Consider the following 24,789-nt stretch of genomic DNA (forward strand, 5'->3'; position numbering starts at 1 on the left):
CGCGCTCTTTACGGCATTTTTATTCCGCGCCCCGTTAACGTTACGGCGTTTTTACAGACAGTTTTTGCCGCCGCAGATACCCTTTTCACATCGCCGCTATGGCCTCACAAGAGAGTTGTCTCATGCGTTTATCCCTGCCTCTGGCCGTGACCGGTCTTCGTTCTGGAGCACGCCATGCATGCTAATATCATCGGGTTCAATCCTCTGCTGGCGGAGCTGCCCGCATCGCCGACGCGCACCTTCCGCAAAGAGCTGGAACACTACCTGCAGCGCTATCCGGATACCGAACAGCTGGATATTTATCTGCACGATCTGAACGGCCAGCTGCGCGGCAAGCGCCTGCCGATCGCCGAAGCCTTTGGCCTGGAAAAAGGCTGCTACTTCCCGCTGTCAATCTACGCCCTGGATCTGCACGGCCGGGTGATTGAAGAGAGCGGGCTGGGGCAGCGGGCGGGCGAGCCGGACCGCTTGTGCCTGCCGGTGCCCGGCACGCTGCGCCCCTGCGCGCGCGATCCCGAACGCCACGCCCAGCTGCTGCTGACGATGCAAAACGCCGACGGCGGCGCCTGCGAGCTGGAGCCGCGCGTGGTGCTGCAACGGGTGCTGAAGCGCCTGCACGAGCGCAACTGCTTCCCGGTGGTAGCGGCCGAACTGGAGTTCTACCTGCAGGATCCGCTGCGCCCCGCCGAAACGGAAGCTTGCCCGACGCAGAGCTTCGCGGTGGATGCGCCCGAGCGCCACCATGCGCTGCTGAGCGACATCGAACGGCACGCGCGGCTGCAAAGCCTGCCGCTGACCGGCGTGGTGGCTGAAGCCGCCTCCGGCCAGTACGAGCTGAACCTGCATCACAGCCGGCGCGTGCTGGAAGCCTGCGACCAGATCATGGCGCTGAAACGCCTGACGCGGCAGATTGCCGAGCAACATCACCAGCACGCCTGCTTTATGGCCAAGCCCTGTGCCCATGCCGCCGGCAGCGGGCTGCATTTTCACATCAGCCTGCAGAACGAGCGCGGCGAGAATCTGCTGACCGGCGCGCCGGGCGAACTGAGCGACAACATGCAACAGGCGATGGCGGGCATGCTGGCGCTGATGCCGGCGTCGATGGCGATCCTGGCGCCCAACATCAACGCGTTTCGCCGCTTCCGCCCCGGCATGCACGTGCCGCTGCGCGCCTCCTGGGGCCACAACAATCGCACGGTGGCGCTGCGCCTGCCCTGCGCCGACAGCGCCAATCAGCGCATCGAATACCGCCTGGCCGGCGCCGACGCCAACCCCTATCTGGCGCTGGCGGTGATGCTCGGCGGCCTGCTGCACGGGCTGGAACACCCGCTGCCGCTGCCGCCCGCCGCCAACGGCTGCGAAAGCGACAACGCCGCCCCCTTGCCGCTCGGCCAGCAGGAGGCGCTGGCGCTGTTCCGCCACAGCGATCCGCTGCGCGAGCTGCTCGGCCCGGCGTTCTGCACCCTGTGGCACACCTGCAAAAGCGCCGAACTGCGCCGCTTCGAGGAACAGGTCACCGCCGCCGAACTCGGCTGGATGCTGTAACCATCCACTGATTCGTTAACCTAAGGATAATCATGAACATGCAACCGCAATTGGCCCCCGTACAGCCGCTGCTCTGCTGGCGCAAAGGCGTTTTTCATATCAGCACCGATCGGCAGTTATTGGATATCGAGGCGATCCAGCGTTTCCTCAGCCTGCCGGATCGGACGGCGGCGGAGCGCCTGGCGCGCCACGGCCTGTGCTTTGGCCTGTACCGCAAACGCCACCAGCTCGGCTTCGCCCGTATGGTGACCGATTACGCCACCTTCGCCTCGGTGAGCGAGCTGTTCGTCAGCGCCGAATACCGCGGCGTCGGGCTGGGAAGCTGGCTGACGCGCTGCTGCCTGGCGCATCCGGCATTGCGCGGCTTGCGCGTCACGCTGCCCGTGCTGCAAGCGCCCTGGCGCGCCGACTGCGCGGCGCACGCCCCGCGCGCCCTGCACTGATAAGGAGAACCCGATGTCTCGTTTGGTGCTGATTTCCAACAAACAGTGCGACGGCAAGGATCTGGCCTGCGCCGGCCGGACGTTGGCGGCCGACGCCGAACCGGGGCTGTGGCTCGGCTGGAACGGCGACGTGCAGAATTTTGCGCAGCGCCCGATCAGTTGCCGCCAACGCGCCGGTTACGATCAGGTGACCTTCCCGCTGTCGATCGAGGAGTTTCGCCGCCACTATCAGGGCTACTACCACGACGGCCTGTGGCCGGTGTTCCACAACCAGCCGGAGAAGGCACACTTCACGCCGGAAAACTACCGCGCTTACCGGCGGCTGAACTGCCGTTTCGCCGATATCGCCTGCGAGCACCTGTGCCCCGGCGACATCGTCTGTATCGACGACTACCAGCTGCTGCCCTGCGCCCAGGCGTTGAAGGAGCAGGGGCTGCTGAATGCCTGCGCGTTCTTCTTCCACCTGCCGTTCCCGTCGGCGGCGCTGCTGCGGCGCATCCCGGAACATCGCCAGCTGATCGCTTCGCTGCTGTTCTACGATCTGATCGGCTTTACCACCACGGACGATCGCAACGCCTTTCTCAGCTGCCTGTCAGGCGAGTTCCCGCTGGAGATACTGCCCGACGACCAGATCCAGGCCAACGGGCATATTTTCGCCACCGGCATTTTCCCCGCCGGCATCAACGGCAGGCAGGTTTATTAATGTTACGGCGCGCGCGGTATTCAGGCGCGCCGTTTTATTTCGCTGCGATTTATTTCCACCGCATTTACCGCCATCAAAATAGGTCATTTAATTTTCTGAATATAGCGATTAAAAAATGAATATTCATCCTGTTACATATCAACCGTAAAAACCGCGCGCCGCCAATTGCTTTTTATTAGCAAAACACATTACCCTCTCCGTGCCATATTTAAACCGAGGAGGGCCCTATGGGCGATGAAAGTTTTAGTTTTACGCTAATGCTATTGGGCACCTTTCAGTAATGCCATCTACGTTGCATTCTGAAAGATACGGAATGCGGCAACCGCTCCCCTTCTGACGGCCTTTCCCGCTCTGCCCGCCCATCGCCCCGCTGCGAAAACAACGTTTGTCTCAACCGCTGTGGCGGTATTTATCTGATGTCGCCGGGAGCATTACCCGAGCGCCGACGGATTTCTTATGGGAAAAATAAGGTATTGCGTTATGCAAAATAACCGGGGTACATCTGTTTTCAGAAAGTCTTATTTAAATGACTTTATCGTTATCGCCATCGGCGTTTTCTTCATTGCCTTTTTTATTCGTGCATGGGGCGACATGCACGGCGACTTCAATGAACAAAACGTCTCTGCCATTAGTCTCGATGCCTGGAACCTGCTTTATTATTCGCTCAGAACCAGCATGCGTTTTCTCCTCGGTATGGCCTGGTCGCTGCTGTTTTCTGTGGTGTTCGCCGTGCTGGCCGCGCGCTATGCGCCGCTGCGCCGGGTGATCCTGCCCTTCGTCAACTTTATGGAGTCGGTGCCGCTGGTGGGGTTCCTGACCTTCACGACCGTGTACTTTCTCAACCTCTACCCACACAGCGTGATGGGGCTGGAGTGCACCGCCATCTTCGCGGTGTTTACCGGCCAGGCCTGGAACATGATGCTGACGCTGTATCAGACGCTGCGCATCGTGCCCAAGGAGCTGGACGAAGCCGCCCGCAGCTTCAATTACAACCCGTGGCAACGCTTCTGGCGGCTGGAATTCATCTATTCGGTGCCGGGCCTGCTGTGGAACGCCATGGTGTCGCAATCCGCCGCCTGGTTCGCCCTGGTGGCCTCCGAAGCCATTCCGGTCGGCGATCGCTCGGTCGAACTGCCCGGCGTCGGCTCTTATATCGCCGAAGCGCTGGCGCAGCAGAACGTGCCGGCGATCCTGTATGCGATCGTCGCGCTGGCCGCCAACATCGTGCTGCTCGATCAGCTGGTGTTCCGCCCGCTGGTGCGTTACACCGCCCGCTTCAAATACGAAGACGTCACCGCCAATCGGGCGCTCGGCAATCCGTGGTTTTACAACAGCCTGGCCTTCTCGCACGTCGGCGCGGCGCTCGGCCGCACGCTGCGCGCGCTGGCTGACCTGTGGCTGTTCAAGCTGCCGCGGCTGTGGTACGCCCTCGGTCTGCACCGCCTGTTCAGGCTCGCCGCCAAAGGCAACTGGCTGTGGCGCAGCCTGTGGTATCTCGGCGTGGTGTTGGCCTGCGTGTGGTTCGGCTATCAGTTGTGGGAATACTTCCCCAAACAGTACTTCGCCATGCTGCCGGAGTGGATGTTGCTCACCACCGCGCGCGTGGCCGCGGCCATGCTGCTCAGCGTGGCGATCTTCACGCCGCTGGGGGTGTGGATCGGCCTGAATCCGCGCCTGGTGAAGATCTTCCAGCCGATCATCCAGATCCTGGCGGCCATTCCGCCCAACATTTTCTACCCGCTGATCGCCGCCTTCATCGCCATTTATCATCAGGATCTCGGCTGGTGGGCCATTCCGATGATCATGCTGGGCACCCAGTGGTACGTATTGTTCAACGTGATCGCCGGCGTTTCCGCCATTCCGACGCAGATCACCGAAGTCAGCGAAACCTTCGGCCTGCGCCGTTTCCGCTGGTGGCGCTACTACATGCTGCCGGCGATCTTCCCCTATATCGTGACCGGCATCATCTCCGCCGCCGGCGGCGCCTGGAACAGCGCCATCGCCGCCGAAGTGATCCAGTGGGGCAGCACCACCCTCAGCGCTACCGGGCTGGGCGCGTTCATTTCCGTCGTCACCGACGCCGGCAAGAACCCGGAGTCCGCACTGGGCTGCGCCGCGATGTGCACGCTGGTGGCGCTGTGCATCATCTTCGTCTGGCAACCGCTGTATCGCATCGCGGAAACCAAATTCAAATATGACTGATCAAGGGGGGACCACATGCTGACTCAAGACGTGATTATCAGCGCCCGTCGGTTGAACAAAACGTTTATCGGCGAAAACAAGCGCCCCACCCCCGTGCTGCGCGACGTGTCGCTGACCGTGCACGCCGGCGAGTTCGTCACCATTCTGGGGCAATCCGGTTCGGGCAAGTCCACGCTGCTGCGCATGCTGGCCGGGCTGATCCCGCCGGACAGCGGCACGCTCACCCTGGCGGGCAAACCGGTCTGCGGCCCGAGCGCCAACGCCGGCATGGTGTTTCAGTCCTACGCGCTCTACCCCTGGCTGACGGTGTACGACAACATCGCCTTCGGCCTGCTGGCGCAAAAGCTGCCGCCGCAGACGATCGCCGAGCGGCTGGAGGCGCTGCTGCGCCTGGTGGGGCTGAGCGGCTATGAGCACGCCTGGCCGCGCGAGCTGTCGGGCGGCATGCGCCAGCGCGTGGGCTTCGCCCGGGCGTTGGCGGTAGAGCCCGATGTCTTGCTGCTGGACGAGCCCTTCTCCGCCCTCGATATCTTTACCGCGCAAAAACTGCGCAGCGATCTGCTGGCGCTGTGGGGAGACAACCGGCTGCGCACGCGCGCCATGGTGATGGTGACGCACGACGTCGAAGAGGCGGTGCTGATGTCCGATCGGGTGCTGATCCTGGACGCGACCAGCAAACGGATCGATGACGAATTCAGCATCAATATTCCCCGCGCGGCGCGCAACCGGGACAGCCTGCGGCACCTCACCGATCGGATCCGCAGCTGCCTGTACAAAAAAATAGCGCAGGCGCAACCGGCCGGATAAGGCCGCATTTTCGTTAACTCAGGGTAGTGAAATGAAACATAAAAGCTTACTGATGGCGCTGGTCATCCTGATGCCGGCGGCCGCCGCCGGGGCAGAAATCGTCAACAAAGACGGCAATAAACTGGATCTCTACGGCCAACTGAACGGGGTGCATTACTTCAGCAGCGATGCCGACAATAACGGCGATCGCTCCTACACCCGTTTCGGTTTCAAAGGCGAGACGCAGATCGCCGACGGGCTGACAGGGTATGGCCAATGGGAATATCAGGCGGGGCTCGATCAGCCGGAAAGCGCCGGGCCGGGCAATAGCTATACCCGGCTGGGCTTCGCCGGGCTGACGTTCGGCCGCTGGGGCAGCCTGGACTACGGCCGCAACTACGGCCTGCTGTATGACGTGGCCGGCTGGACGGACGTGCTGCCCGAATTCGGCAACGACAGCTACGAAGCGGCCGACAACTTCATGACCGGCCGCGCCAACGGCCTGCTGACCTACCACAACCGCAGCCTGGGCGGGCTGTTGGACGGTCTGGATCTCGGCCTGCAATACCAGGGGAAGAATCGGGGGGACGACGCTCTGCGGGCGAAGGATATTCAGACGCAAAACGGCGATGGCTACGCCTTTTCCGCCACCTACGACACCGGCGCGGGGCTAAACTTTGGCGCCGCCTACGCCAACTCTGCGCGCACCCTGGCGCAGCAGCGCTTCGGCCTGGCTGACGGCGATCGCGCCCGGGCCTGGACGCTGGGGCTGAAATACGATCTGGACAACCTCTACCTGGCGGCCAGCTATGCGCGCACCGAAAACATGACCTATGTCGACGGCGATCGCTACGCCGGATTCGCCCCCCGCGCGGACGCCGTCGAGGCGGTCGCGCAGTATCACTTCGATTCCGGCGTCACGCCCTCGGTGGCCTACCTGCAAACGCGCGGCCGTAACCTGCCCGGCATCGGCGACGCCGATCTGGTCAAATACCTGGATCTGGCGCTGAACTACAGCTTCAACGCCAATATGTCGACCTACGTGGAGTACAAGCTCAACCTGCTGCAACGGCAGAACGCCGTCGGCGCTGGCGCCGATGACATTGTCGAAACCGGCATCATGTATCAGTTCTGACCCGATCCCGGCCGCAGCGCGCGCTGCGGCCGGTTCATTATTTGTCTTGCGCCCGCCCTGTTATTCTCTCGTTTAATTCAGGTTTATATTTCCATAAAATAGCGCCTATATTCATTCTCATGATTTTCGTTGACACCCCGTTTAATAAATAAAGAAAAACCTCCCCGCATTCATATTAAATTACATTTTACCGCGATAATTCCGCCTAACCACATTGAATCACAGGCAATATCACGCGTATTATGGCCACACGAAAAATAACGGGGAAATGATATGGACGGCGACAGTTGGTTGTTTATTTTATTGTTGGAATCGCTGAGGTCACAGGAGCAATAGTCATCCCATTGCATCCTGAAAGTGTCAGGATATGCGTCAGTTACCACATCCCTTCGCTTTACCCCTTCAGCGCATGGCCTCCGCGCACGCCGCTCCGGCGCGCCTGACAGGCTAATCCTTCCAGCATACGCTTATTAACAGTCCGATAACGCTCAGGCTTATTTGCGCTCGCATTTATTTTACCCCTGCGCGGCGATAACTATCGGCCATTTTTCCATGCTCATATTTTTAATTGAGTGGAGAAACATCATGATGGTAAAAAAAACCACGCTGCTGACAGTTAATAACGTCAGCAAAAGCGTTCAGCCTACCGGTAAAGAAAAACGCCTGGTGCTGAATGAAATCAACCTGCGCCTCTACGATAACGAGGTCGTCAGCATTTTGGGGCAGTCCGGCTCGGGCAAATCCACCCTGCTGCGCATACTTTCCGGCCTGATCGCGCCGGATCTGGGCACCGTGATGCTGGGGGATAAAAAAGTCTCGGGGCCGAATCCGCAGATCAACATGGTGTTCCAGACCTTCGCCATTTTCCCGTGGCTGAACGTCTATCAAAATATCGCCTTCGGGCTGCAGGCGCAGGATCTGCCGCCGCAGGTGGTCGAAACCCAGACGCTGAAAATGCTCGATCTGGTCGGTCTCGCGCCCTACCGCGACGCCTACCCGCGCGAGCTTTCCGGCGGCATGCGCCAGCGGGTCGGCTTTGCGCGCGCGCTGGCAGTAGAACCGATGCTGCTATTGCTGGACGAGCCGTTTTCCGCGCTGGACGTCTATACCGGCGAACACCTGCGCAGCGATCTGCTGCGCATCTGGAGCTCTCGCCAGATCAAAACCCGCTCCATCGTGCTGGTGACCCACAGCGTAGAGGAAGCGGTGATGATGTCTGATCGCATCTTCCTGCTGGGCGCCGGCACCCTCGACGGCTGCTATCACATCGCGCAGCGCCGCGAGACGCGTACCCGCGAGGGGATGCAGCCGCTGACGGACAAAATCAGCGAGACGCTCAGCCGGCAGATCGCCGCCGCGCACTGAGCGCCGCCCTGGCCTGGCGGGACGGATCCCGCCAACTTAACTACCTGTTTATCAAGAGTCACCCCGCCACGGGTGGCTCATGATAAGCGGATAATACATCGAGTTATTATCATGCATTTCATTCATACACTGCTGACGCTGCTGACCGCGTCCGTCCTGGGCGCCGCCATCGGCTACGAAAGACAATTTCGCCAGCGCACCGCCGGGCTGCGTACCAATACGCTGGTGGCCACCAGCGCGGCGATCTTCGTCCACCTGGCCATGACCATCGACGGCAGCGGCGGCGCGGTGCGCGTCATCTCCTACGTGGTCTCCGGCGTCGGCTTTCTCGGCGCCGGGGCCATCATGAAAGAAGGGATGAACATCCGCGGCCTGAACACCGCCGCCACGCTCTGGGGCTCCGCGGCGGTCGGCGCCTGCGCCGGCTGCGGCCTGTACGGCGATGCGCTGGCCGCCACGCTGTTCGTGCTCGCCGCCAACACCCTGCTGCGCCCTCTGGTCAATATGGTCAACAAACAGCCCTTCAATGACGTTAACGGCGAATCCACCTACCAGATTTGCGTCATTGCCTTCGAGCATGAGCAGCGTGAAGCGCTGGCCAAATTCAAACAGGTGCTGCAAGGAGAAAACTGCTTTATCTCGCATCTGGATATCGAACCCTTTGGCGACGACGACGTGGAGATCACCGCCACGCTGATGCCGGCCTCCGTCACCACGCCGGTGCTCGACCAGACCATCAATAAACTGCTGAACGACAGCATGATGAAACAGGCCTATTACAGCCGCATCGCCGGCTCCGGTTAATGCCGTTCACTTCCTGGGAGATCCACCATGAAAACCATGCCGAAACTGGCTCATCTGACGATGTTCAAAGACATCGTTCACTGCGGAAGTTTGCACGATGCCGCGAAAAAACTGGCCGTCTCGCAACCGACGCTCAGCCGGGTGCTCAAAGAGCTGGAAATGTCCATCGGCGCGCGGTTGCTGGAGCGCAGCAACCGCGGCGTGCGCCTGACGGCGGTCGGCGAGTTGTTTTACCGGCGGATAGACGCCGCCACCAATCAGTTGCTCAGCGCGTTTGACGAGCTGCGCGGCATGAGCGCCGGCGGCGAGAAGCGCCTGCGGGTGGGGATGAGCGTCGATCCGCTGCTGTGCTACCTGCCTCAGGTGCTCGAAGGCTTCAACCGCCGCTACCCGCATACCCGGGTGACGGTGGTGGAAGACGGCCCGGAAGGCCTGCTCGCCCGGCTGAGAAACTGCGAGCTGGATTTGGCGGTCAGCAGCCTGAACGGCGCGGCGGGCGGCGCCGATCTGGCCATGCAGGCGCTGAAGAGCGAGCGCTTCTCGCTCTATCAAGGGGGCGACCTGACCGCCGCCGGGCAGCCGCCGGCCGAAGCCAAATGGGTGGTGCCGCGCTCCTGCTCGGTGGGGCACGCCGCCATCCGCGAGATCGCCGAGCGTTACACGCCGCACGGCCAGATCGTCGAGACCGACTCCTTTCTGGCGACCTGGTGCCTGGTCAGGCAGCAGGGCTATATCGCGCTGCTGAGCGATCGGGTCGTCGCGCACTACGCCCCGCAGCTGCACCTGCAGAAAATCCCGACGCAGGGGATCGACATCAGCGCGCGCTTTTATGTCTTTACCCGCCATGAGCCGGCCACGCCGCCGCTCAGCGTCGCCTTTATCCACCTGCTGCAAACCCTGCAAACGGGTTGAACGCTCAGGCCGCCGCCCGCTGGCGCTCCAGTTCGCGCACCAGCGGGATCACTTCGCGGCCGAAGAACGCCACCTCTTCCTGGAAGTGCAGGAACGCCAACAGCATCAGATCCACCCCGGCGTCTTTCAGCGCGATGATGCGCTCGGCGATCTGTTGCGGCGTGCCGATCAGGTTGGTTTTAAAGCCGTCGTTGTACTGCACCAGATCCTCAAACGAGGATTTGGCCCAGTTGCCCTCGCCCTCCGGCGAAGCCGCCCCGGCGTTCTTCACCTCGTGGCCGAATCCTTGCACCGCCTCCGGGTTGGCGTGATCGATAATCTCCTGCAGCACCGCCTGCGCTTCCTGCTCGGTATCGCGGGCAATGACGAAGCCGTTCACCCCCACCTTGACCCGGTGCTGGTTGGCCCTGGCCTTGGTCTGCAGATCGTCCACCTGCTGGCGAATGCCCTCCACGCTGTTGCCGTTGGTGAAGTACCAGTCCGAGACTCGCGCCGCCATGTCGCGCGCCGCCCGCGAGCTGCCGCCCTGGAAGATCTCCGGCAGCGGATCCAGCGGCTTGGGCTTCAGCGAGTAGTCGCGATAGCGATAAAAATCGCCGGCGAAGCTGAAGCTGGGCTCGGCCCAGATGCCGCGCAAACAGCGGATAAACTCTTCCGAGCGCAGGTAGCGCTCTTCGTGATCCAGCCACGGCTCGCCGATGGCCTTGAACTCGCCGCGGAACCAGCCGCTGACGATATTGACCGCGATGCGCGCCTCCGAAAGGTGGCTGATGGTGGCGATCTGCTTGGCCGCCAGCGTGGGATTCCACGGCCCCGGCAGCAGCGCGGCGATCACCTTCAGCTTCTCGGTGGAATCCAGCAGCGCCTGCGAAAACGACACCGACTCGTGCTGGTTGTCGGCGCCGTAACCGGCGGTGAAACGGATCTGGGTGAGCGCGTAGTCGAAACCGGCGCGCTCGGCAATCTGCGCCAGCTTGCGGTTGTAGCCGATGTCCCAACCGGTGCGCTGCGGGATGTTGCTGATCACCAGACCGCCGGAGACGTTCGGCACCCAGTAGGCGAACTGAATAGGCTGCTGCGAGTGGTTTGCTGCTGACATGCTTCTCTCCCTCTGCTCGTTGGCGCCGTGATGCGGCACACATATAACCATTATCGATTTACAAATATTGAAAACCTTGTTTTGGTTATAAATCCGATAGCAGAATGCGTGCCAACCGCCGCGTTAAGGCATCCGGCTGATAAACCGAGGGTTTAAAGTCGGCGGGTTAAAGCGGGTGCTGCATTGGCAACAGCGGCTGGCGGGCGGCTGTTGGTTATGCAGCAAACCGCTTACCCCGCCAATCCAACCGTTCACCCGGCGGATCTGACCGCTGAGCGAAATACGCCTGTCTTCCCCCCTTACCCCCGGCGATGATGAGCTGTTCCTAAACCCGCCTTACCTCGGGAAAGACGCTACGGCTCACCGCGCCACTCTGACATCTCTTACAAGCGGATGAGTTCATTCATATTTTGCAGACTGGAATTAAGGATACCTCATGAAACGAGAGGGGATTTTAAAGCACATTCCGTGGATGCTGCTGGGGATACTCGGCGCAGCCTGCCTTGGCGTGGTGGCGCTGCGCCGCGGCGAACACATCAGCGCGCTGTGGATCGTCGTCGCTTCGGTGGCGGTGTATCTGGTGGCCTACCGCTACTACAGCCTGTACATCGCCACCAGGGTGATGAAGCTGGACGCCGGCCGTGCCACCCCGGCGGTGGTCAACAACGACGGCCTCAACTACGTGCCGACCAACAAGAACGTGCTGTTCGGCCACCACTTCGCCGCCATCGCCGGCGCCGGGCCGCTGGTGGGGCCGGTGCTGGCCGCGCAGGTCGGCTATCTGCCCGGCACACTGTGGCTGCTGGGCGGCGTGGTGCTGGCGGGGGCGGTGCAGGACTTTATGGTGCTGTTCATCTCCTCGCGCCGCAACGGCGCCTCGCTCGGTGAGATCATCAAAAAAGAGATGGGGCCGATACCGGGCACCATCGCGCTGTTCGGCTGCTTCCTGATCATGATCATCATCCTGGCGGTGCTGGCGCTGATCGTGGTGAAAGCGCTGGCGGAAAGCCCGTGGGGCGTGTTCACCGTCTGCTCCACCGTGCCGATCGCGCTGTTTATGGGCATCTACATGCGCTACCTGCGCCCTGGCCGCGTGGGTGAAGTGTCAATCATCGGCATCGTGCTGCTGGTGGCCGCCATCTGGTTCGGCGGCGTAGTGGCGCACGACCCGTACTGGGGCCCGGCGCTGACCTTTAAAGACACCACCATCACCTTCACGCTGATCGGCTACGCGTTCGTCTCCGCTCTGCTGCCGGTGTGGCTGATCCTGGCGCCGCGCGACTACCTGGCCACCTTCCTGAAAATCGGCGTGATCGTCGGGCTGGCGATCGGCATCGTGATCCTCAACCCCGAGCTGAAAATGCCGGCGGTGACCCAGTTCGTCGACGGCACCGGCCCGGTGTGGAAAGGCACGCTGTTCCCATTCCTGTTCATCACCATCGCCTGCGGCGCGGTCTCCGGCTTCCATGCGCTGATCGCCTCCGGCACCACGCCGAAGCTGCTGGCCAATGAGACCGACGCGCGCTTTATCGGCTACGGCGCAATGCTGATGGAATCCTTCGTCGCCATCATGGCGCTGGTGGCGGCTTCCATCATCGAGCCGGGCCTGTACTTCGCCATGAACACCCCGCCGGCGGCGCTGGGCATCACCATGCCGGATCTGCACCGCCTGGGCACCGAAGACGCGCCGATGATCATGGCTTCGCTGAAGGACGTGACCGTGCACGCGGCGGCGGCGGTCAGCTCCTGGGGCTTCGTCATCAGCCCGGAACAGATCCTGCAGACCGCCACCGACATCGGCGAACCTTCGGTGCTGAACCGCGCCGGCGGCGCGCCAACCCTGGCGGTGGGCATCGCCCACGTGTTCCACCAGATCATTCCGGGCGCCAACATGGGCTTCTGGTATCACTTCGGCATTCTGTTCGAGGCGCTGTTCATCCTGACCGCGCTGGACGCCGGCACCCGCTCCGGCCGCTTTATGCTGCAGGATCTGCTCGGCAACTTCGTGCCGTTCCTGAAGAAAACCGACTCGCTGGTGGCCGGCATCATCGGCACCGCCGGCTGCGTCGGGCTGTGGGGCTACCTGCTGTATCAGGGCGTGGTGGATCCACTCGGCGGCGTGAAGAGCCTGTGGCCGCTGTTCGGCATCTCCAACCAGATGCTGGCCGCCGTGGCGCTGGTGCTGGGCACCGTGGTGCTGATTAAGATGAAGCGCGCGCAATACATCTGGGTGACCGTGCTGCCGGCGGTGTGGCTGCTGATCTGCACCACCTACGCGCTGGGCCTGAAGCTGTTCAGCGACAACCCGCAGCTGGAAGGCTTCTTCTTCCTGGCCGGCGAGTACAAACGCAAAATCGCCGAAGGCGGCGCCGACCTGAGCGCCCAGCAGATCGCCAACATGAACCACATCGTGGTGAACAACTACACCAACGCCGGGCTGAGCATTCTGTTCCTGCTGGTGGTGTACAGCATCATCTTCTACGGGGTGAAAACCGCGATGGCGGCGCACAAGAACCCGAAACGCACCGACCAGGAAACGCCTTACGTGCCGGTGCCGCAGGCCGCGCCCGTCGACGGCGTAACTGAGGGGGAGGTCAAAGTTTCGACCCAGCATTGATGTGATTTAACGGATACCCTGCATAATAAACGTTAAGTAGTACCCAAAGCCGCACGGCCTGCGCATCGCAAGATGCCAGGCGTGCGGCGCGATGCAATCGAGATACCGGGGCGACCCGGAGGTGGGGCATCCCTGCGGGAACCCCATCCCCCGGCTTCCCCTAATATCAGGCTTAAGCAAGCGCTGTAGTGATGCAGGGTAAAGTTGGAGAAGGCTTATGTTCGGAAATCTTGGCCAGGCGGGAAAGTACCTCGGGCAGGCGGCGCGCATGTTGGTGGGCGTGCCTGACTACGATACCTACGTCCAGCACATGAAAGACAACCACCCGGACAAGCCGGTGATGACCTATAAAGAATTTTTCCGCGAGCGCCAGCAAGCGCGCTACGGCGGCGACGGCAAAGGCGGCATGCGCTGCTGTTAACCCGCAGTCACAAGGATCCGTATGAAACCCATTGCAGTCACCATCCTGACCGGCTTTTTGGGCGCCGGCAAAACCACCCTGCTGCGCCATATCCTGAACGCCGAACACGGCTATAAAATTGCGGTCATCGAGAACGAGTTCGGCGAAGTGCCGATCGACGATGCGCTGATCGGCGATCGCGCCAGCCGCATCACCACCCTGAGCAACGGCTGCATCTGCTGCAGCAAGTCCAACGAACTGGCGGACGCACTGCTGGATCTGCTGGACGGCGTCGACAGCGGCCAGCTGGCGTTCGATCGGCTGATCATCGAATGCACCGGCATGGCCGATCCCGGCCCGATTACCCAGACCTTTTTCTCGCACGAGATCTTGTGCGAGCGCTTCCTGCTGGACGGCATCATCACCCTGGTGGACGCGGCGCACGCCGAGCAGCAGCTGAGCCAGTTCAGCATCGCCCAGGCGCAGGTGGGCTACGCCGACCGCATCCTGCTGACCAAAACCGACGTAGCGCCGGACTGCGAGGCGCTGATCCAGCGGCTGCAGCGGATGAACGCCCGCGCGCCGCTCTACCAGGTGACGCACGGCGATATCGATCTGAGCGTGCTGTTCGACATCGAAGGCTTTACGCTGAACGACAAGCTCAACCTGACACCGCCCGCCCCGCTGTTCCGCCGCATCCCGCAGCCGCAGAGCGACATCCGCTCGATCGTGGTAACGCTGGAACGGCCGCTGCCGCTGATGCAAATCTCCGAGGTGATGGAAGGCCTGCTGCTGGAATACGCCGACAACCTGCTGCGCTACAAAGGCATTCTGTCTATCGAAGACGAGCCGCGCCGCCTGCTGTTCCAGGGCGTGCAGCGGCTGTATAACGCCGACTGGGATCGGGAGTGGCTGCCTGATGAGGAACGTCGGAGCACCTTGGTATTTATTGGTGTGGATCTGCCGGAGGAGGAGATTCGGGGAAGGATTGGGGGGTTGGGGTAAGGGCGAAAAACCTCGCCCATGGGGCACGCTGACGCATCGCAACGCGCTGCGCTTTAGCGACATCGCCGTATTGGCATGCTAAAATATGACCAATAATGGAGGATGCCCCATGACCCAAAGAGCCATCGTTAGCGTTGCCAGCTATGTTCATCAACTGGCTAAAGACCATGAAATTACACATTCCCGCGACGGCATGAGCCGTATGGCGGTGGCCATTACCGGCCTGGCTGACGACGCTGTCGAATTGGATGAAGTGGAACAATTACTGGTTAACCTTAAACGAAAAGGTATCCTGACCAAATATGAAATTCTCAGCCTTCAGGGACGTTATTTCCGCGAACAGAGGGCCGTTCGCAAGAAATTCAAAGCATGATGTTTGATCCTTTCGGTGATTTTGATGCTAACGGCTATCTGCAAAATAGCCTGAGGCTTAAAGATCCCGATGAAATAAAAAAGGCAGAACATCTTTCATTCGAATTAAGCATCGAAGACGCCCTCAGCTACCTCGCCCAAACGCAGCGCATAGGCTACCCGTCTATTCTGAAAGTTCACGAAATCCTGTTCTCTGGCTTCTATCCTTGGGCGGGAAAGGACAGAAACACGCTGGTCCCCCATCTTGCCGTCTTCAAAGGCTCAAAGAAAGAACCGCGCCATACGGTCTTCGAACGTCCTGATTCTATCCGCAGGGCCGTTGATTATGCGCTGCGGCTTGCAGCAGACGAACAAGGCTTCAGGGAACGACCAGGGGAAGTCCTGGGATTATTGGCTTTCGCGCATCCCTTTCTGGACGGCAACGGCCGCACGATTTTGTTAGTCTTCATGGAGCTCAGCTTCCGTGCCGGGTTCAGCATTAACTGGGCAGAAACGAATAAGCATGACTACCTTCAAGCTTTGACTGACGAGATAAACGCCCCCGCTCAGAGACATCTCGACCAATATCTGCAACCTTTTGTCGTCGATATAGCCAGCCGCGATGATTGGCCAAACATCATCGGTGGAATAAAAGGCCTGGATGGTTTAGATAAAGAAAATATCTCCTACGGCAGCATGGACGATCCTGAAGTGCAGAAAATTTATATGGCTTACCGTGGCGAACAATAAGCCAACCCTACCGTTTTACCCCTTTTGAAAATACGGCCCCGCCGCCACCGACTCGCGCTCGATCAGGCTGGCCGGGAAACTGGGGCGCTTGCTGAGTTCGCCGCCGTCCAGCATCGACAGCAGGCGGTTGATGGTCTCCTGGATCATCTCGGTGACCGGCATCTTCATGCTCGACAGCGACGGCACGGTATAGGGCGCCAGCGGGATGTCGTCGAAGCCGATGACCGATACCGCCTCCGGCACCGCCACGCCGCGCTCCGCCAGCCGCTTCATCGCGCCGATGGCCATTTCGTCGTTGCCGGCGACGATGGCGCTGAACGGCTGCCCGCCGGCCAGCAGCGCATCGACCGCCGCCACGCCGCTTTGCGCGTTCCATTTTCCTTCGACGATCAACGCCTCGTTAACCGCGATGCCCTGCTGCGCCAGCGCGGATTTGTAGCCGGAAAGCCGCTCCAGCCCGGTGGGGGAATCGAGCGAACCGGTGATAAAGGCGATGTCGCGATGCCCGCGCGCGATCAGGTGCGCCACCGCCGCCGCGCCGGCGGCGTGCTGATCGCTGAAGATGCAGTAGCTGTCGTTCAGCCGCAGCCGCCGGTTGATCACCAGAATCGGCTGGCGGTGTTGGGAGACGATCTCGTCCATTTCCGCGATCGACAGAAAACGCGGGTAGATGATCACCCCGTCGCAGCGCAGATCCAGCAAAAACTGAATGGCGGCCCGCTCCTCTTCGGCGGTGTGCTTGCCGTCCGCCAGGATCAGTTGGCGGCCGTTCGCCTCCATGATGCGCGCCGACTGCGCCATCAGTTCGCTGAAATAGTTGCCGCTGTAGAGGGTGTTGGTGACCACCAGGCCGAGGGTTTGGGTGGTGTTGGTCGCCAGGCTGCGCGCCAGCAGGTTGGGCCGATAGCCGGTTTCCGCGATGGCTTTATCCACCAACGCGCGTTTCTCCTCGCTGACATAGCCGCTGCCGGACAAAACGCGCGACACCGTCGCCTTTGAAACGCCGGCCTTTTTCGCCACCTCGAGTATCGTTGCCATCTGTGCGCCGCCAAAATCCATGGGTTCAGCGCAGTCTACCCAAGACGCCCGGCGTTTGGAACGCTTTCGCGCCCCTGCGCGCCGGTGCGCACTTACCTCTGACGATCCAGATCACGAAAACGAAACGCCAAAAATCGTAGTTCTTGCCAACTACAAAAAGCCAATACATGATTTTGTGAAACCGGTTTCTTATGGGCGTTTCATACGGATGGAACGACGGATCGCCCAGGCAGTAAATATTCGCCTTTGGGCTATCCGAATTGCTATCTGAGAGACGACACGCCATGCCGAAGAACTACGCAGAGATCTCGCACGCCATCGTGGCCGCCCTGGGCGGCGCGGGCAATATCGAGGCCGTGACCCACTGCATGACCCGCCTGAGATTCGTGGTGAAAGACAAAGCGCGGATCGACACGCCGGCGCTGAAGACCATCGACGGCGTGCTGGGCGTGGTGCACAGCGGCGAGCAGTGCCAGGTGATCATCGGCAACGAGGTGGCCAAGGCCTATCAGGCGGTGCTGGCGCTCGGCATGCCGGGCGCAGCATCCTTCGCCGCCCCGGTGAAGCGCAAGCTCACCCTGAAGGGCATCGGTGCCGGCATTCTCGACGCGCTGGTGGGCACCATGTCGCCCCTGATCCCCGCCATCATCGGCGGCTCGATGGTGAAGCTGCTGGCGATGATCCTGGATATGGCCGGGGTATTCGAGAAAGGCTCCTCGACCCTCGTCATCCTCAACGTGATCGGCGACGGCGCGTTCTTCTTCCTGCCGGTGATGGTCGCCGCCTCGGCGGCGCTGAAGTTCAAAACCAACATGTCATTGGCGATCGCTATCGCCGGGGTGCTGGTGCATCCCAACTTTATCGATCTGATGGCCAAGGCGGCGCAGGGCCAGGCGGTGGAATTCGCCTTCATCCCGGTGACGGCGGTGAAATACACCTACACGGTGATCCCGGCGCTGGTGATGACCTGGATCCTGTCGCACATCGAACGCGGGGTGGATCGCATCACCCCGGCGGTGACCAAGAACTTCCTCAAGCCGATGCTGATCGTGCTGATCGCCGCGCCGATCGCCATTCTGCTTATCGGGCCGCTCGGCATCTGGATCGGCAGCGGCATCTCTGCGCTGGTGTACACCGTGCACGGCTACCTGGGCTGGCTTTCCGTGGCCATTATGGGGGCGATTTGGCCGCTGCTGGTGATCACCGGCATGCACCGGGTCTTCACCCCGACCATCATCCAGACCATCGCCGAGACCGGCAAAGAGGGCATGGTGATGCCTTCGGAGATCGGCGCCAATCTGTCGCTGGGCGGCGCTTCGCTGGCGGTGGCGCTGAAAACCAAGAACCGCGAGCTGCGCCAGACCGCGCTGGCCGCTGCCGCCTCCGCCATCGTGGCGGGGATTTCCGAACCGGCGCTGTACGGCGTGGCGGTGCGCCTGAAGCGGCCGCTGATCGCCAGCCTGATCAGCGGCTTCGTCTGCGGCGCGGTCGCCGGCATCGGCGGGTTGGCCAGCCATTCGATGGCCTCGCCCGGGCTGTTCACCAGCGTGCAGTTCTTCGATCCGGCCAACCCGATGAGCATCGTGTGGGTGGTGGCGGTGATGGCGCTCTCGGTGGTGCTGTCGTTCGCGCTCACGCTGATGCTGGGCTTCGAGGATCTGCCGGAAAACGCCGCCGCGCCCGGCCAAACCGCACCGGCGGCGAACGCTGCCAGCGCAACGCATTGAGACACCAGAGGATTGCATGTCCGATTCAACATTCCCTAAAGGATTTTTATGGGGCGGCGCTTTAGCCGCCAACCAGGCGGAAGGCGGCTATCGTGAGGGCGGCAAAGGGCTGACCACCGTCGATATGATCCCGCACGGCCAACACCGCATGGCGGTCAAACTCGGGCTGGAGAAGCGCTTTAGCCTGCGCGACGACGAGTTTTATCCCAGCCATGACGCCATCGATTTCTACCACCGCTACCGCGACGACATCGCGCTGATGGCGGAGATGGGCTTTACCGTGTTCCGCACCTCCATCGCCTGGAGCCGCATCTACCCCAACGGCGACGAGCTGACGCCCAACCCCGAGGGCATCGCCTTCTACCGCAGCCTGTTCGAAGAGTGCCGCCAATACGGCATCGAGCCGCTGGTGACCCTGTGCCATTTCGACGTGCCGATGCACCTGGTGACCGAATACGGCTCCTGGCGCAGCCGTAGGATGGTGGAGTTCTTCACCCGCTACGCCCGCACCTGCTTCGAAGCCTTCGACGGGCTGGTGAAATACTGGCTGACCTTCAACGAGATCAACATCCTGCTGCACAGCCCGTTCTCCGGCGCCGGGCTGGTGTTTGAAGCGGGCGAAAACCCCGAACAGGTGAAATACCAGGCCGCGCACCACGAACTGGTGGCCAGCGCGCTGGCGACGCGCATCGCCCACGAAGTGAACCCCGCCAACCAGGTGGGCTGCATGCTGGCCGGCGGCAACTTCTACCCGTGGTCCAGCAAGCCGGAAGACGTGTGGGCCGCGCTGGAGAAAGACCGCGAGAACCTGTTCTTTATCGACGTGCAGGCGCGCGGCGCTTACCCCTCCTACGCCGCCCGCGTATTCCGTGAGAAAGACGTCAGCATCGTCATGGAACCGGAAGACGCCGACATCCTGAAGCACACCGTCGACTTCGTCTCCTTCAGCTACTACGCCTCGCGCTGCGCCTCCGCCGGCATGAACGACAACAACAGCAGCGCCGCCAACGTGGTGAAATCGCTGGCGAACCCGCACCTGCCGCGCAGCGACTGGGGCTGGGGCATCGATCCACTGGGGCTGCGCATCACCATGAACATGATGTATGACCGCTACCAAAAACCGCTGTTCCTGGTGGAAAACGGCCTGGGCGCGCACGACGAGTTCAATGCAGCAGGCGAGATAGAAGACGACTACCGCATCAGCTACCTGCGCGAACACATCCGCGCCATGGCCGACGCCATCGCCGACGGCGTGCCGGTGCTGGGTTACACCACCTGGGGCTGCATCGACTTGGTGGCCGCCTCAACCGGCGAAATGAGCAAGCGCTACGGCTTTGTCTACGTCGACCGCAACGACCAGGGCAACGGCACCCTCGCCCGCACCCGCAAGAAATCGTTCTGGTGGTATAAGAAAGTGATCGCCAGCAATGGGGGGGATTTGGGGTAGGTTTGGGCGGTGGGGTTAGCGTGGGGTACGGAGGGCTTCCAATCTAAGTTGATTGCCTTCCTGCTGCACAACGAATTCGGCGACGAATTCACGTGCAGAGGGAAACTCGCCCGCCTGCTGTTTCTTCTGGGAGACCAGCTTCGCGGAGAAATGGTATTGCTGCCCCGGCGTAAATACGTAGCCTTCATCAGGAACGCACTGATTGGGGGCGACATCCCGCAGCGGATCGAAGAATTTGAACGTGCGGCTCTGCGCCTCATCCAATCGGTAGATCGAGATGCCAGCGAGCTTTTCGTCTCCCTGCGGCTGAACGGTGATGCATACTTTGCCCTCACGCAGGCTGGCGGTAGCGGGATAGTCTACGGGGATACGATCGCCTATCGACGGACAGCCTGCGAGCAGGAAGGGAAATGCGAGGGGGAAGATCCGGTTCATTTTGTCTCGGCGTTATCTGCTGCCCTGCGTGATATTTTCAATTTCGTAAGCGCCGTTGAGCTTTTTCACTTTGAAGTGAACAATAAAGGCCCTACCAGAAATATCCTGCAGGTTTCTGCGCTTATCAAGCGGCACAAAATTTAGCCTCATGCTGTAGATATGATTTTCCTGAAACGGGTAATCTTCTTGGGTAACGCAAATGCCCTTTTTAAGATCCTGATTCCCCACTTCAATCAATTTCTCATCCGTATCACCGCTGATATAGAGCGTATCTTGCCTTTCATTTTCCTTTGGCGACGGAGAAATGCAAATATCGCCATTCGCTTTAGCATGGGCGGTGATAGGGATATCCGGCGCATAGCGCTGATCGAGACGATCGCCGGTGCAGGCGCTCAGTAATGCTGCACCGAAAGTGATAAGCAAGAAATTAGCTTTCATCATATTCTATTATTTATAAATCTTAATGAAAAATATTATCCATGAATGGATGACTGATAATTCAACGCAAAGATGATATGCCGAATTGCGAGGTACATTCCAATCCTAAAAGTAAATAAACTGTAATTCCATACAGCTTATTTCTTCCTTTTACTGATAACGTTATAGTTTTTCCGCTGCGGCAAAATCCACAGCCGGAGTTAGCGTTCCGAACAGTTACACAAGGCAGCATTATGTATATAATGTTGGGGCTTTAAACATCCAGAATTATGGTGGCCCAAGTGGAGGCTTCGCAAGAAGCGCCGGTTTCCTTAGTGTCCGGTAACGCTAACTCTGCTTGGGCTACCACCATGAGTTTAGCGTCTCATGTGGTAGTACACATACTACACACTAAGGATAAAGACACATGGAAAATGTCGCCATCACCGAAAACATCACAAGCACCCTCACCCTTTACCGCCAACTGTTTAACCACCTCGATCTCAGCGCTTTCAATCCCTCAGAACTCTTAGACCTGGCCGCCCTCTCAGCCGAACAGGCGGAAGGTCTGTGCCACGGCCTGATGCTATTCGGCCATTTACTGCAAAAGCACCCACAGCTGGATACCGAGAACTGGGAACAGCTGAATCGTTATCTCAACGCTACGGCGCATCTGGTTCCTGCGCTTTGTAACCTTTATGGGCGAGCGTTGCGGGAGATGGAAGCCTGCGGCTAACGTAAATGGCAATCAGGGCGATGCTCATCGCCCTTCCCACCCACAATTTCCAATAGATCTGACTGACATATCACAACAAAAGCATTCATCAAGGTAGGCATTTCCTCCCCTACCTGGCATAGTTAACGCATTCGGTAAATCGATGAGTTAACTGCTGGGTATTGATGCATACTGCTCTCGTCAGCAAGCACATTGCCCAGAGCCAACTCGGCAATGTGAGGATGTGGTTTTGGCAACTGCAATAGAGGCGTTATCTTCAAAAGAATCCGTTTTAAAAGCCATCGAAGAATATAAAAAACTTGGCCGAGATGAATTCTTAAAACAACATAAAATAAAGCGATTTAAAAAATTCACCCTTATTTATAATGGCGAGAAGTACGATATCCGAGGCATTGCGGCTAGAGCATACAGTGAGCAGTATGGTTATCCGTTAAAGGGAATCAACGCCGATAGCGGAACAGAAAAAGCCGTCCAATTTCTCAAAGACCTCGGTTTTGAGATCGCCGAAACACCGCATCCTTTTGACCATTTAACCGAAGGCAAACTGTACACACGCAAAGCGCTTATCGAGCTTTACGGCGGGCAGCTGCAAGGCGGTATCTGGACCCCGCGGGAATTCCCAGTGATCTTTATCTTCACCGGTGAAAGCGGCGAAACCTACGGCTACAAAGATGGATGGACAGCCGAAGGCAGCTTCGCTTATACGGGAGAAGGCCAAAAAGGCCCTATGGAATTTATTCGAGGTAATAAATCCATCCGTGACCATAAAAAAGACGGCAAAGACATCTTCCTGTTTGAAGACAACAAAAAAGAAAAAGGCGTCCGCTATCTTGGCATGTTCGAGTGCGATTCTTGGGATCACATTCAGTGCTTAGACTTAGAAAATAACATGCGGCAAGGCATTACCTTTAACCTGTTCAAAGTCTCGTCACTGCACGCGGTTGAAGAAGATGCAGAAACCGATAAAGCTGATACGCAGACAGAGACGCTCGAACAGTTGCGCAAGAAGGCACTGCAGTCCTCAAAGCAATCGGGCCAGCGCCAACAGAGCGACAGCAAAAAATCTTGGTTCAAACGCAGCGAAGACGTAAAAAAATACGTGCTCAAGCGCGCCAATGGCATCTGTGAAGCCTGCGACCAACCTGCACCGTTCATGAAAAGGAACGGCGAGCCCTACCTCGAACCCCATCACACCAAACGCCTAGCCGACGAAGGCCCCGATCACCCGCAGTGGGTGGGTGCTATTTGCCCTACTTGCCATCGGCGGATTCATAGCGGAGTAGATGGGAAAGAGGTGAATAAGCAGCTGATAGTGAAGTTGGAGTTGAAAGAGGCTGACGTTATATAGTTCAGCCTGGTGGACTGACCCCACCCCGGTAGACGATCCTGCCCTATAGTTTGAGCATAGGAGGAGCGTATGGGCACACCACGATTTACACCTGAATTTAAGGAAGAAGCCGTCCGTCAGATAACGGAACGCGGTTATTCCGTTGCCGAAGTATCTGACCGTTTGGGTGTTTCTGCACACAGCCTCTATAAGTGGCTACGAGCTATCAAACCTGATAACAGCGAACAGCATGCCAGGGATTTACTGGAAGCCAAAAGCGAGATCCTGAAACTACGGGCACAGCTAAAACGTACCGAAGAAGAACGGGATATCCTGAAAAAGGCCGCGCGGTACTTTGCAAGGGAGCCCGACTGAAGTACCGCTTTATCAATGAGCACCGCACTGTATGGGGTGTGATGACGATGTGTCGGGTACTGCATGTCGCCCGGGCCGGGTTCTACGCGTGGCTGCACAACCCGGTCTCGGCGCGTGATAAAGATAACCAGCGTCTGCTGACGCTTATCCGTGATTCATATTCACTGAGCGGAGGCGTATACGGTTACCGGCGGGTTCATGGCGATCTGAACGAAATCGGGGAAACCTGCGGCAAAAACCGGGTGGGCCGTCTTATGCAACTGAACCGGATTAAAGCCGTGCGGGGCTATAAAGCACCACGGCGTATCGCCGGCCGACCTTCGGTGGTTGCCCCTAATCGCGTACAGCGACAGTTTACCGTTGTCCGGGCCAATCAGGTCTGGGTCACCGACATAACTTACATCCGCACCTGGCAGGGCTGGTTGTATCTGGCGGTGGTTATCGACCTCTTCGCCCATAACGTGGTGGGCTGGTCGATGAAGCCGACCCTCTCACGCGAACTGGCACTGGATGCGATGATGATGGCGGTCTGGCGACATAAACCGGACAGCGGGTCATCGTGCACTCAGACCAGGGTTGCCAGTATGGCAGCGACGACTGGCAACGGTTCTGTCGGGCCAATAACCTGGCACCCAGTATGAGCCGGCGTGGTAACTGTTGGGACATGCAGTGGCCGAATCGTTCTTCAGTTCACTGAAAAAAGAACGCATCAGGAAGAGAATATACAAAACCCGGGATCTGGCCCGGGCGGATATCTTCGATTACATTGAAGTGTCCTACAACCGGGCCCGGCGTCACAGTCACCTCGGCGGCGTCAGTCCGGAGGCCTTTGAACGGGCCTCGTCGTGAGGACAGAATTTGTCTACGAGCGTGGGGTCAGTCCACAACCGCATCAGAGAGACTATGAGCCATTCTGATAGCGTCAATCATCTACGCCGCTGCATCATCACATCCTTTAACCATCAAGACAGGTTGCAGTGTGCAATCATTAAACATACTTCTTCTTGTAGAGAAGAACCAGTACAAAAAACATTAGATATTGAAAAATATTTCCATTAAATTCAGTTGGTTAGACCACTACTTGTAAACAAGAGTGAATCGAGTATTAAGCCTGAAACAGAGAAGCTAACAAGGTATTGGTAGACGAAGTTGGGTGAGTTATGGTGCCTA

Annotated in this window: 23 protein-coding genes and 1 pseudogene; 20 read left to right on the top strand and 4 right to left on the bottom strand. The window is 59.4% G+C overall.

Annotated features, from left to right (window positions below; all coding sequences use genetic code 11):
* Nucleotides 1–174: 174 nt before the first annotated feature.
* The 9 genes from ACJ8QF_RS19660 (at nucleotide 175) to ACJ8QF_RS19700 (ending at nucleotide 9,895) form a co-directional block, all read left to right on the top strand.
* On the top strand, nucleotides 175–1,545 hold the full coding sequence (locus ACJ8QF_RS19660; protein WP_154870173.1) for a glutamine synthetase family protein: 1,371 nt from the start codon (nucleotides 175–177) through the stop codon (nucleotides 1,543–1,545).
* A gap of 32 nt (nucleotides 1,546–1,577) precedes the next feature.
* The gene (locus ACJ8QF_RS19665) at nucleotides 1,578–1,988 is read left to right on the top strand and encodes a GNAT family N-acetyltransferase (protein ID WP_049239727.1); all 411 of its coding nucleotides are present in this window, start codon (nucleotides 1,578–1,580) and stop codon (nucleotides 1,986–1,988) included.
* 13 nt (nucleotides 1,989–2,001) lie between these two features.
* On the top strand, nucleotides 2,002–2,691 hold the full coding sequence (locus tag ACJ8QF_RS19670) for a trehalose-6-phosphate synthase (protein WP_442537774.1): 690 nt from the start codon (nucleotides 2,002–2,004) through the stop codon (nucleotides 2,689–2,691).
* Between the two features lie 480 nt (nucleotides 2,692–3,171).
* Nucleotides 3,172–4,893 carry an ABC transporter permease gene (locus ACJ8QF_RS19675; protein ID WP_261803106.1) on the top strand — a complete coding sequence of 574 codons (1,722 nt, stop codon included), beginning with the start codon at nucleotides 3,172–3,174 and terminating at the stop codon, nucleotides 4,891–4,893.
* 15 nt (nucleotides 4,894–4,908) lie between these two features.
* On the top strand, nucleotides 4,909–5,700 hold the full coding sequence (locus ACJ8QF_RS19680; protein WP_033641723.1) for an ABC transporter ATP-binding protein: 792 nt from the start codon (nucleotides 4,909–4,911) through the stop codon (nucleotides 5,698–5,700).
* A gap of 31 nt (nucleotides 5,701–5,731) precedes the next feature.
* Nucleotides 5,732–6,814, top strand: coding sequence for a porin (locus ACJ8QF_RS19685; RefSeq protein WP_094142342.1), 1,083 nt, complete (start codon nucleotides 5,732–5,734; stop codon nucleotides 6,812–6,814).
* Between the two features lie 585 nt (nucleotides 6,815–7,399).
* Nucleotides 7,400–8,179 carry an ABC transporter ATP-binding protein gene (locus ACJ8QF_RS19690; protein WP_154870176.1) on the top strand — a complete coding sequence of 260 codons (780 nt, stop codon included), beginning with the start codon at nucleotides 7,400–7,402 and terminating at the stop codon, nucleotides 8,177–8,179.
* 111 nt (nucleotides 8,180–8,290) lie between these two features.
* Nucleotides 8,291–8,983, top strand: a complete 693-nt coding sequence (locus tag ACJ8QF_RS19695; protein WP_019453282.1) for an MgtC/SapB family protein — start codon at nucleotides 8,291–8,293, stop codon at nucleotides 8,981–8,983.
* 27 nt (nucleotides 8,984–9,010) lie between these two features.
* Nucleotides 9,011–9,895 (top strand): LysR family transcriptional regulator, encoded by an 885-nt coding sequence (locus ACJ8QF_RS19700; RefSeq protein ID WP_154870177.1) that lies wholly within the window; start codon nucleotides 9,011–9,013, stop codon nucleotides 9,893–9,895.
* A 4-nt stretch (nucleotides 9,896–9,899) separates the two neighbouring features.
* On the opposite strand, the gene sfnG is transcribed toward ACJ8QF_RS19700, so the two are convergent.
* Nucleotides 9,900–10,994, bottom strand: a complete 1,095-nt coding sequence (gene sfnG / locus ACJ8QF_RS19705; RefSeq protein ID WP_049239726.1) for a dimethylsulfone monooxygenase SfnG — start codon at nucleotides 10,992–10,994, stop codon at nucleotides 9,900–9,902.
* 436 nt (nucleotides 10,995–11,430) lie between these two features.
* Between sfnG and ACJ8QF_RS19710 the strand changes: the two genes are divergently transcribed.
* The 5 genes from ACJ8QF_RS19710 to ACJ8QF_RS19730 all read left to right on the top strand — a co-directional run bounded on the left by ACJ8QF_RS19710 (nucleotide 11,431) and on the right by ACJ8QF_RS19730 (nucleotide 16,117).
* A complete protein-coding gene (locus ACJ8QF_RS19710) occupies nucleotides 11,431–13,611 on the top strand; it encodes a carbon starvation CstA family protein (protein ID WP_131165157.1) in 2,181 nt (726 codons plus the stop codon).
* Nucleotides 13,612–13,828: 217 nt separating this feature from the next.
* A complete protein-coding gene (locus ACJ8QF_RS19715) occupies nucleotides 13,829–14,032 on the top strand; it encodes a YbdD/YjiX family protein (protein ID WP_004953088.1) in 204 nt (67 codons plus the stop codon).
* Nucleotides 14,033–14,053: 21 nt separating this feature from the next.
* Nucleotides 14,054–15,016, top strand: coding sequence for a GTPase (gene yjiA / locus ACJ8QF_RS19720; RefSeq protein WP_280630974.1), 963 nt, complete (start codon nucleotides 14,054–14,056; stop codon nucleotides 15,014–15,016).
* A 109-nt stretch (nucleotides 15,017–15,125) separates the two neighbouring features.
* Nucleotides 15,126–15,389 carry a hypothetical protein gene (locus ACJ8QF_RS19725; RefSeq protein ID WP_004933317.1) on the top strand — a complete coding sequence of 88 codons (264 nt, stop codon included), beginning with the start codon at nucleotides 15,126–15,128 and terminating at the stop codon, nucleotides 15,387–15,389.
* Entirely contained in the window at nucleotides 15,386–16,117 is a 732-nt protein-coding gene (locus ACJ8QF_RS19730; RefSeq protein WP_280630975.1) for a Fic family protein, read from the top strand. The genes ACJ8QF_RS19725 and ACJ8QF_RS19730 overlap by 4 nt, the downstream gene beginning before the upstream one ends.
* A gap of 15 nt (nucleotides 16,118–16,132) precedes the next feature.
* On the opposite strand, the gene ACJ8QF_RS19735 is transcribed toward ACJ8QF_RS19730, so the two are convergent.
* Nucleotides 16,133–17,155 carry a LacI family DNA-binding transcriptional regulator gene (locus tag ACJ8QF_RS19735; RefSeq protein WP_142001843.1) on the bottom strand — a complete coding sequence of 341 codons (1,023 nt, stop codon included), beginning with the start codon at nucleotides 17,153–17,155 and terminating at the stop codon, nucleotides 16,133–16,135.
* Nucleotides 17,156–17,439: 284 nt separating this feature from the next.
* Here ACJ8QF_RS19735 and ascF point away from each other — a divergent pair, with 284 nt between their 5' ends.
* Together ascF and ACJ8QF_RS19745 are read left to right on the top strand one after the other, a co-directional pair.
* Nucleotides 17,440–18,882 (top strand): PTS cellobiose/arbutin/salicin transporter subunit IIBC, encoded by a 1,443-nt coding sequence (gene ascF, locus ACJ8QF_RS19740; protein ID WP_442537775.1) that lies wholly within the window; start codon nucleotides 17,440–17,442, stop codon nucleotides 18,880–18,882.
* Between the two features lie 16 nt (nucleotides 18,883–18,898).
* On the top strand, nucleotides 18,899–20,329 hold the full coding sequence (locus tag ACJ8QF_RS19745; RefSeq protein WP_442537776.1) for a 6-phospho-beta-glucosidase: 1,431 nt from the start codon (nucleotides 18,899–18,901) through the stop codon (nucleotides 20,327–20,329).
* A gap of 15 nt (nucleotides 20,330–20,344) precedes the next feature.
* Here the strand turns inward: ACJ8QF_RS19745 and ACJ8QF_RS19750 are convergent, their stop codons facing one another.
* Both ACJ8QF_RS19750 and ACJ8QF_RS19755 read right to left on the bottom strand, forming a co-directional pair.
* A complete protein-coding gene (locus ACJ8QF_RS19750) occupies nucleotides 20,345–20,764 on the bottom strand; it encodes a putative T6SS immunity periplasmic lipoprotein (RefSeq protein ID WP_442537777.1) in 420 nt (139 codons plus the stop codon).
* Between the two features lie 12 nt (nucleotides 20,765–20,776).
* On the bottom strand, nucleotides 20,777–21,202 hold the full coding sequence (locus ACJ8QF_RS19755) for a putative T6SS immunity periplasmic lipoprotein (protein WP_442537835.1): 426 nt from the start codon (nucleotides 21,200–21,202) through the stop codon (nucleotides 20,777–20,779).
* Nucleotides 21,203–21,471: 269 nt separating this feature from the next.
* Between ACJ8QF_RS19755 and ACJ8QF_RS19760 the strand changes: the two genes are divergently transcribed.
* The 4 genes and pseudogenes from ACJ8QF_RS19760 (at nucleotide 21,472) to ACJ8QF_RS19775 (ending at nucleotide 24,468) form a co-directional block, all read left to right on the top strand.
* Entirely contained in the window at nucleotides 21,472–21,714 is a 243-nt protein-coding gene (locus ACJ8QF_RS19760; protein ID WP_442537778.1) for an ash family protein, read from the top strand.
* Nucleotides 21,609–21,917, top strand: coding sequence for a hypothetical protein (locus tag ACJ8QF_RS19765; RefSeq protein WP_442537779.1), 309 nt, complete (start codon nucleotides 21,609–21,611; stop codon nucleotides 21,915–21,917). Before ACJ8QF_RS19760 ends, ACJ8QF_RS19765 begins: the two co-directional genes overlap by 106 nt.
* Before the next feature lie 223 nt (nucleotides 21,918–22,140).
* Nucleotides 22,141–23,265, top strand: a complete 1,125-nt coding sequence (locus ACJ8QF_RS19770) for an HNH endonuclease (RefSeq protein WP_442537780.1) — start codon at nucleotides 22,141–22,143, stop codon at nucleotides 23,263–23,265.
* 69 nt (nucleotides 23,266–23,334) lie between these two features.
* Nucleotides 23,335–24,468 (top strand): annotated as a pseudogene (locus tag ACJ8QF_RS19775) (IS3 family transposase).
* Nucleotides 24,469–24,789: the final 321 nt, after the last annotated feature.

This window comes from Serratia sp. CY81684 (genome assembly GCF_052166595.1).
In the GTDB taxonomy this organism is placed as follows: Bacteria; Pseudomonadota; Gammaproteobacteria; order Enterobacterales; family Enterobacteriaceae; genus Serratia; species Serratia nematodiphila.

Bases quoted from the DNA above. Each gene is read 5' to 3' on its own strand.
- ACJ8QF_RS19695 (WP_019453282.1), top strand. From the start codon at position 8,291: ATGCATTTCATTCATACACTGCTGACGCTGCTGACCGCGTCCGTCCTG.
- ACJ8QF_RS19725 (WP_004933317.1), top strand. From the start codon at position 15,126: ATGACCCAAAGAGCCATCGTTAGCGTTGCCAGCTATGTTCATCAACTG.
- ACJ8QF_RS19665 (WP_049239727.1), top strand. From the start codon at position 1,578: ATGAACATGCAACCGCAATTGGCCCCCGTACAGCCGCTGCTCTGCTGG.
- ACJ8QF_RS19680 (WP_033641723.1), top strand. From the start codon at position 4,909: ATGCTGACTCAAGACGTGATTATCAGCGCCCGTCGGTTGAACAAAACG.
- sfnG (WP_049239726.1), bottom strand. From the start codon at position 10,994: ATGTCAGCAGCAAACCACTCGCAGCAGCCTATTCAGTTCGCCTACTGG.
- ACJ8QF_RS19670 (WP_442537774.1), top strand. From the start codon at position 2,002: ATGTCTCGTTTGGTGCTGATTTCCAACAAACAGTGCGACGGCAAGGAT.
- yjiA (WP_280630974.1), top strand. From the start codon at position 14,054: ATGAAACCCATTGCAGTCACCATCCTGACCGGCTTTTTGGGCGCCGGC.
- ACJ8QF_RS19690 (WP_154870176.1), top strand. From the start codon at position 7,400: ATGATGGTAAAAAAAACCACGCTGCTGACAGTTAATAACGTCAGCAAA.
- ACJ8QF_RS19710 (WP_131165157.1), top strand. From the start codon at position 11,431: ATGAAACGAGAGGGGATTTTAAAGCACATTCCGTGGATGCTGCTGGGG.
- ACJ8QF_RS19715 (WP_004953088.1), top strand. From the start codon at position 13,829: ATGTTCGGAAATCTTGGCCAGGCGGGAAAGTACCTCGGGCAGGCGGCG.
- ACJ8QF_RS19755 (WP_442537835.1), bottom strand. From the start codon at position 21,202: ATGAAAGCTAATTTCTTGCTTATCACTTTCGGTGCAGCATTACTGAGC.
- ACJ8QF_RS19735 (WP_142001843.1), bottom strand. From the start codon at position 17,155: ATGGCAACGATACTCGAGGTGGCGAAAAAGGCCGGCGTTTCAAAGGCG.
- ACJ8QF_RS19685 (WP_094142342.1), top strand. From the start codon at position 5,732: ATGAAACATAAAAGCTTACTGATGGCGCTGGTCATCCTGATGCCGGCG.
- ACJ8QF_RS19730 (WP_280630975.1), top strand. From the start codon at position 15,386: ATGATGTTTGATCCTTTCGGTGATTTTGATGCTAACGGCTATCTGCAA.
- ACJ8QF_RS19765 (WP_442537779.1), top strand. From the start codon at position 21,609: ATGGAAAATGTCGCCATCACCGAAAACATCACAAGCACCCTCACCCTT.
- ACJ8QF_RS19760 (WP_442537778.1), top strand. From the start codon at position 21,472: ATGGTGGCCCAAGTGGAGGCTTCGCAAGAAGCGCCGGTTTCCTTAGTG.
- ACJ8QF_RS19700 (WP_154870177.1), top strand. From the start codon at position 9,011: ATGAAAACCATGCCGAAACTGGCTCATCTGACGATGTTCAAAGACATC.
- ACJ8QF_RS19660 (WP_154870173.1), top strand. From the start codon at position 175: ATGCATGCTAATATCATCGGGTTCAATCCTCTGCTGGCGGAGCTGCCC.
- ACJ8QF_RS19675 (WP_261803106.1), top strand. From the start codon at position 3,172: ATGCAAAATAACCGGGGTACATCTGTTTTCAGAAAGTCTTATTTAAAT.
- ascF (WP_442537775.1), top strand. From the start codon at position 17,440: ATGCCGAAGAACTACGCAGAGATCTCGCACGCCATCGTGGCCGCCCTG.
- ACJ8QF_RS19750 (WP_442537777.1), bottom strand. From the start codon at position 20,764: ATGAACCGGATCTTCCCCCTCGCATTTCCCTTCCTGCTCGCAGGCTGT.
- ACJ8QF_RS19745 (WP_442537776.1), top strand. From the start codon at position 18,899: ATGTCCGATTCAACATTCCCTAAAGGATTTTTATGGGGCGGCGCTTTA.